6 protein-coding genes and 1 pseudogene are annotated in these 6,510 nt (G+C 45.1%); 3 read left to right on the forward strand and 4 right to left on the reverse strand.

The annotated features are described in order from the left end of the window. Positions 1-1,364, reverse strand: a 1,364-nt coding sequence (locus tag QAS77_RS09545; RefSeq protein WP_305065190.1) for a radical SAM protein, incomplete at its 3' end; no start/stop codon positions are given. 241 nt (positions 1,365-1,605) lie between these two features. Here QAS77_RS09545 and QAS77_RS09550 point away from each other — a divergent pair. The 3 genes and pseudogenes from QAS77_RS09550 to ilvD form a co-directional block, all read left to right on the forward strand. After that, positions 1,606-1,674, forward strand: a pseudogene (locus QAS77_RS09550) (helix-turn-helix domain-containing protein); the annotation flags it as partial. 120 nt (positions 1,675-1,794) lie between these two features. Beyond that, positions 1,795-2,697, forward strand: a complete 903-nt coding sequence (locus tag QAS77_RS09555) for an RNA-guided endonuclease InsQ/TnpB family protein (protein WP_305065197.1) — start codon at positions 1,795-1,797, stop codon at positions 2,695-2,697. Between the two features lie 158 nt (positions 2,698-2,855). Then, positions 2,856-4,517, forward strand: coding sequence for a dihydroxy-acid dehydratase (gene ilvD, locus QAS77_RS09560; protein WP_305065192.1), 1,662 nt, complete (start codon positions 2,856-2,858; stop codon positions 4,515-4,517). A gap of 39 nt (positions 4,518-4,556) precedes the next feature. Here ilvD and QAS77_RS09565 read toward each other — a convergent pair whose 3' ends face one another. The 3 genes from QAS77_RS09565 to mtrH form a co-directional block, all read right to left on the reverse strand. Continuing rightward, positions 4,557-4,814: a transposase gene (locus QAS77_RS09565; protein WP_305065194.1), complete on the reverse strand. Its 258-nt coding sequence runs from the start codon at positions 4,812-4,814 to the stop codon at positions 4,557-4,559. A 373-nt stretch (positions 4,815-5,187) separates the two neighbouring features. Further along, positions 5,188-5,331: a hypothetical protein gene (locus QAS77_RS09570; protein WP_305065196.1), complete on the reverse strand. Its 144-nt coding sequence runs from the start codon at positions 5,329-5,331 to the stop codon at positions 5,188-5,190. 227 nt (positions 5,332-5,558) lie between these two features. Beyond that, the gene (gene mtrH, locus QAS77_RS09575) at positions 5,559-6,491 is read right to left on the reverse strand and encodes a tetrahydromethanopterin S-methyltransferase subunit H (RefSeq protein ID WP_305065199.1); all 933 of its coding nucleotides are present in this window, start codon (positions 6,489-6,491) and stop codon (positions 5,559-5,561) included. Between the last annotated feature and the right edge of the window lie 19 nt (positions 6,492-6,510).

A 6,510-nucleotide genomic window follows, 5' to 3' on the forward strand; every position in this document is an offset into this window, starting at 1 on the left:
ACATCCTTGAGCACAGTTCCGATCGGCACGATCTTCCTTAACATAGGCAGGTCGATCTCCTTTCTGATCTTTTCTTTGTATTTGAGAAACAGTTTTTTGTGCTTGTAAACAAGGTCATCGTTCCCATACACCTTCGTTCCCGGAAATGCCATTACCTGCCTAATATTTATCCTTCTTACAAGAAGCCCGGAATCCAGTACATCCTTAAGGAGATCATAGTTCAGCTCGAATGTCTTCTTGGTCTCCCCAGGCAGACCATGAACAAAGTTCAATCCCGGAAGCAGCTCTGGCAAACCACTGCCACCCCTTGCCGAACCAACATCGTTTATCATCTTAATTACATCGAACACATCATCCGGGTGTACTTTGAGGTCATTCGCACGAACAACGGCAGGGTCCGCACTTTCTATGCCCAATGCTGCGATATCGCCAGAGGTATGATATTTCACGATGGTCTTCAATATCTCGAGGCTCTGTTCCGGATAGGCGACCATCGTTGCAGGGTTCGTGTTATCCATGTGCAGAACTTTCAGTTCAGGTGCGACCTTTCGTATACCACTGTAAAGAGTTTCCAGAACGTCCGGGCTCGGCTGAAGAACATCAGCACCTATATCCTTAGCATGATAACTTAATAGGTCCGGCTGCCTCCCAATACGGAAGTTCCTCGCACCGAGATCATAAAGTGAAGATACTTCAGCAATTACATCTGCAACAGGACGGTGATCGGAATGACCGTAGAACCGTTCAGTGCAGAAGGAACAGTGTACCTTGCGACCACATCCGCGATAGGTTTCCATTTCACACATAACGTGAGGATAATCGGGATGTTGAGCTATTATGAAAGCACCGAGCTTAGACCATCTGCCGATCTCATCCACGGTCCTCATCCTGTGGGAAATATCTTCAGGATCACAGAGTTTACCATTTTCGAAAAGGTCATAGACAAAAGCTTCGATATCACTTTTTGCGAGAATAGTATCCTCGGCATCAATTCCAAGCTCTTTTGCACCTTTGCCACCTTCTTTACTGAAACCAAGACGGATGGGACCACCTAGGACCTTGATACCTGAAGCAAGGGTGCAGAGGTTCTCGATCTCACCGGGAGTTATCGGTGAGGAACGGAGGTATTTACCGGGAACCGTCATACCGGACAATATTACCACAATATCAGCTTTTTTTAAGAGCTGGACATCATCAGGAGTTGCTGTTCTGAGACTGTCGATGGTAAAATAATCAATGTCATGCTCTAAAAAGCCCTTTTCACGCAGGGCTCCGGCTATGTAACGAATATAAGGAGAAATATAGGGCGGGACTCCGAAACATGCCGGTTCATCCACATAACCATCTATTATCACAGCTCTCATGAGATACTAAAAGGAAGGATAGTTTATCAATTTATAGCAAGAAGACCACCGATTTTAATCTCGCATTAAATCGAAGATTTAATGGGAGTTTCATTTCATGGAAAACATCCAGATCAATCTGGATGTCTTGCAGTATAACTGCAAGATGAAACAGGTGGATGAATTGCGTTGTTTTTTTGATCATTAAATATTTTCATACATGTACGAAAAATACTTAAATGACACTTATGTATAATAAAATGTGAAAAAGAACTATAAGTTCAGGTTACACCCTACTAAAAAACAGGAAATCGCATTCATTCGGATTCTTAACTATTGTAGACACATTTACAATGAGTTCCTGGAAGATAGGCGGAATGCCTATCATAGATGTGGATAGGGTATACATACCGAGGAACAGGTTCGACAGGTACGGTTCTTAGAAACTGATATTGAAATATATTCTCAGGTCAAGCAGGATATTCCACGAAGACTGGGTAAATCAATGGATGCATTCTTCAGGCGAATTACCAATGGAGAGAAACCTGGGTATCCACGTTTCCAGGGTAGGAACAGGTACAACAGTTTCACGTATCCACAGGCTTCGAACGGCAGTGTGAAGTTTGTCGATGGTAAACTTAAACTCGCTAAACTCGGTACAATTAAGATAAAACTTCACCGTGAGATCGAAGGCAAGATTAAGACATGCATGATCAAACATGAAGGTGATCAGTGGTATGCGATCTTTTCGGTTGATCTGGGGAGAGCACCACGAAAAGTTGTACCCCAAACATCAGTCGGGATTGATGTGGGACTGACATCCGTGATTTCCTTGAGTAATGGTGAACAGGTCAATCCGCCTAAGTTTTACCGTAATGCTGAAAAGAAGCTCGCAGTCCGGCAACGTAGGTTAAGCAAAAAACAGAAATATTCGAATAACTGGAAGATGCAATGTAAAGTTGTGTCAAAGATACATCGAAAAGTCGCTAACCAGAGGAAAGATTTCAATCATAAACTGAGCCGTGATCTGGTCAATGATTATGATTTGGTCGTGTTTGAGGATCTTAAGATCAGGAACATGGTCAAAAATCATCATTTAAGTAAATCCATTCACGATGCGTCATGGGGTCAACTTATTCAAATGACAGAATACAAAGCGGAAGAAGCTGGTAAACATGTCGAGTTGGTTAACCCGTATAATACGTCACAAACCTGCAGTAATTGTGGGAACATTGTCAAAAAGGGATTGAGTGCACGCATCCATACCTGTCCGCATTGTGGACTCGTGTTGGATCGGGACGTTAACGCAGCCATTAACATTTTGAATTTAAGCACCGTAGGGACTACGGGATGAGCCTGTGGAGTCACGTCCCTTGGGACGGCTATGAAGCAGGAAGCCACCCATTTTAATGGGTGGTAGTTCACAAATGAACCTTTTGATATAATATGCCATATTATTCATATAGTTTAATCGTGTAGAATAGTTGGTCATTGCATTTACGAGGTTATCATATGAGAAGTGACAATACAAAGAAAGGAGACGCACGAGCGCCGAACAGATCGCTTTTGAAAGCTATGGGAGTGACGGATTCTGAGATGAAAAAACCGTTCATAGCTGTTGTGAATTCCTGGACAGAGTTCATTCCGGGACATATTCACCTTGACAAAGTAGCAGAAGCTGTAAAGGCCGGTATTCGCAATGCAGGCGGAGTTCCTTTCGAGTTCCATACAATAGGTGTCTGCGATGGGATCGCAATGGGACATGAAGGTATGAAATACTCACTTCCAAGCAGGGAAGCAATAGAAGATACTATTGAGATAATGTTGCAGGGACAGCAGATGGACGGCATGGTCATGGTCACTTCATGTGACAAGATCACCCCTGGACACCTGATGGCTGCCGGAAGAGTGGACATTCCGGCAATTGTTGTGACAGGCGGCCCAATGCTCCCAGGATTCGTTGATGATAAATACACAGACCTTGTATCCGTTTTTGAGGGTGTTGGCGCCTGCCAGAGCGGTGCAGTCTCATCTGAGAAACTTAAACAGCTTGAAGATCTCTGTTGCTGTGGTGCAGGCTCCTGTGCAGGAATGTTCACTGCAAACACAATGGCATGTATGACAGAGGCTCTCGGGCTCAGTCTTCCAGGATGTGCGACCGCACATGCAGTAGATGCGAAAAAGATGCGCATTGCAAAGGAGTCAGGAGAAAGGATCGTTGCAATGGTAAGCGAAGGACTTACCGCACGTCAGATAGTCACTGATAAGTCATTCGAGAATGCGATAAGAGTGGACCTTGCGGTCGGAGGAAGTACCAACACGACACTTCACCTGCCCGCCATAGCACACGAATTCGGGCTTGAGCTTCCTCTTGAGAAGTTCAATGAACTGAGCAAGACAACTCCCCACCTGATAGGACTTAGACCTGGTGGAGAGAACTTCATGATCGACTTTGAGAGAGCTGGCGGAGTTCATGCAATTCTGAAGAGACTCGTAACAAAGCTCAACCTTGACGAGAAAACGGTCACCGGAAAGACCATTGGTGAGAACATCGAGGAATTCGTCATTGTCAACCCAAAGACGAACGCACGCGTTATCACGACAATCGAAGAACCACTCCACGAGGAAGGCGGTATTGCGGTCCTGAAAGGAAACCTTGCCCCTGATGGAGCTGTGGTCAAACAGTCTGCCGTTGATGAGAAGATGCTCAGGCACACCGGACCTGCAAGGGTCTTCGACAGTGAAGAGGAGGCAATGGAAACCATCCTTAAAGGAGATATCAGATCAGGTGACGTTGTGGTCATCAGGTACGAAGGACCAAAAGGAGGACCAGGAATGCGAGAGATGCTCTCCCCGACATCCGCCATAGCAGGAATGGGACTTATCGATTCCGTTGCACTCATTACTGACGGAAGGTTCTCAGGCGGTACAAGAGGTCCATGCATAGGACATATATCCCCTGAAGCTTATGAGGGCGGCCCTATTGGATTGATACAGGAAGGCGACATCATTGAGATAGACATGCCTGGAAGAAGACTTGAGCTCAAAGTTCCGGAGGAGGAACTTGAAAAGAGAAGGGCCTTGTTCGAACCGGTTGAAAAGGAAGCCACCGGATACCTTGCACGCTATCGAAAGATGGTGTCTTCAGCAAGCAAAGGTGCTATCAGAGAGTGACTACTCCCACGACTAAAGATCGTGGGCTTCCATGATTTTTCAGTCAAGAGATTGTAGTCCCAATCTCAGTATGTTGATAGATGCATTGTGATCTCTATCTAATTTAAGGCCACAACACGAACAATCGTGAATGCGGTCTTTCAATTCCTTTTTGACAATAATTCCACACCTTGAACACATCTGGGAAGTGTATGCAGGATTAACCAATACTACTATTGAACCGGCACATTCTGCCTTATTCTTGGTAGTGTCTACTAGTGTCGAGTCAACTTTCAAGTGTCGGGTTATGAAGTGCATAGATCATATGGCATAATTTTCGAAACACCAAAATGACCATAGGTATCTACAAAAACCGTAGCATCGATCTTCGCCACAGGCGCGCATTCCACTGCTATCAAACCCATGGCCCAACATACAATTCTCAGAACAGCAAATACGCCGCCGCTTGAAAACGGTATTGTATTTCATGGCCGTGGTGCAGGAACGTGCCGCGCTGCGCGCGTGTGGTCGCGACGTTTTTAGCATCTGTATTGCCCCTTTCCATGTAGCAACATTGTATGGTTGACTCGATAATAGTGTATGCATGTCATTCCGTTTTTCAGACACGGATTTACACGGATACACAGATTATTGAAGAATGAGAATATAGTGTAGAGACTGTGCGTGAAATTCATATAAGTAAGAGGACTTTTCCGACAATCTCGATAGACATATCATTTCCATCGTCACCAGGTTCATTCAGAACATCAAAGCATGATATAGTCGGTTCAGCCACCTTCCTGAACCGGTATGATGTCCAAAGCATCCCTGACATCTGCATCCTTTAAGCTGTCGTTCGACACCAGAGCTTCGCATTCTGCCCTTTCCAGCTCTTATTCAAGAAGTGCTGCCACAAAGGAATCCCTATCCTCAACATAGGACAATTCCTCATATAACTCATCAGATATACTGACCTTAAGCTCTTTCATCCTGACCAATCTGGGAAAGTTAAAAAGAAATATGCATGGAAACAATACATAAACATTTCCAAGGCGGTCGATTTCAGACCAGCCTGTTAAGAGGGTGACTGGAAGCTGTCTGGAAAACCAGATCGGCTGAAGCTTCCGCTATCATAATATCAGCCATTGCAGCCATTGGGAAGGTGTACAGGGCATTCTCTATAGGACCATAAAGTACAAAATCACCACCAACTAATTGCTGCATCGTTACCGTTCCGATATCACACATGCGATATACAAGAGGATCGAGCTTCTTCTTCTCCTTGAGCCATCTCCATGAGGAAGGAGCATTATGAATACCTGAACCTACCGGGAATCCCCATTTCTCCTTGGCTGCCATTGTCATACGAAGTGCAATGCCTGCACCATTACCCATGGGGGTAATGCTCGGATCAATAAGGATATTACTAATACCACAGTCCTCTGCCACTTCGATCAATCCCTTGTCAAGCAGTTTGCCCCCATCTTCAAGAAGGGACATCCTTCCCTCAAGGGAAGAATCCATTGCATTGAAACCAAGAACAATGGAACTGTCAATGTCAGAAAGCCGGAGTGCTTCGCATTCAGCTTCTGTGATGCTCATATTGATGGAATTGTAGATTGTCTTGTCAGCAAGGCCGATATCAGTAACATACTCAGCAGAAGCCATTCTGACCTCCGGTTGCGGAGAATCGATTATGAATGGAGAATCAGTTACAGATGATACAAAGTCAATATATTTCTGCATACTTTCGACAGTGTTGGCAAAGATATGCACTATCGAAGGATTACCGGTCTCATCCGACATCAGGTCCTGCACATTCACAAGGTCCTCAGCAGCGAACCGGTCAAATATCCCGATATCCGCATTCTCTACAATTTTATGCCCTTCATAGAAGATAGTACCTGCAAGGACTGTCGGTAGCTCACCGGGCTGCCCGCCCAGCTTCACTCCGGCAATATTCACGATATTCTGTTCCTTCTGGAAACAGAACATACTGCCACCCACCATATCC

This window comes from Methanococcoides sp. (genome assembly GCF_030594565.1).
Lineage (GTDB): Archaea > Halobacteriota > Methanosarcinia > Methanosarcinales > Methanosarcinaceae > Methanococcoides > Methanococcoides seepicolus.

What these genes read in the sequence shown, in the direction of transcription:
- QAS77_RS09570 (WP_305065196.1), bottom strand. Translation starts at nt 5,331, where the DNA reads ATGTCAGGGATGCTTTGGACATCATACCGGTTCAGGAAGGTGGCTGAA.
- QAS77_RS09565 (WP_305065194.1), bottom strand. Translation starts at nt 4,814, where the DNA reads ATGCACTTCATAACCCGACACTTGAAAGTTGACTCGACACTAGTAGAC.
- mtrH (WP_305065199.1), bottom strand. Translation starts at nt 6,491, where the DNA reads ATGTTCTGTTTCCAGAAGGAACAGAATATCGTGAATATTGCCGGAGTG.
- ilvD (WP_305065192.1), top strand. Translation starts at nt 2,856, where the DNA reads ATGAGAAGTGACAATACAAAGAAAGGAGACGCACGAGCGCCGAACAGA.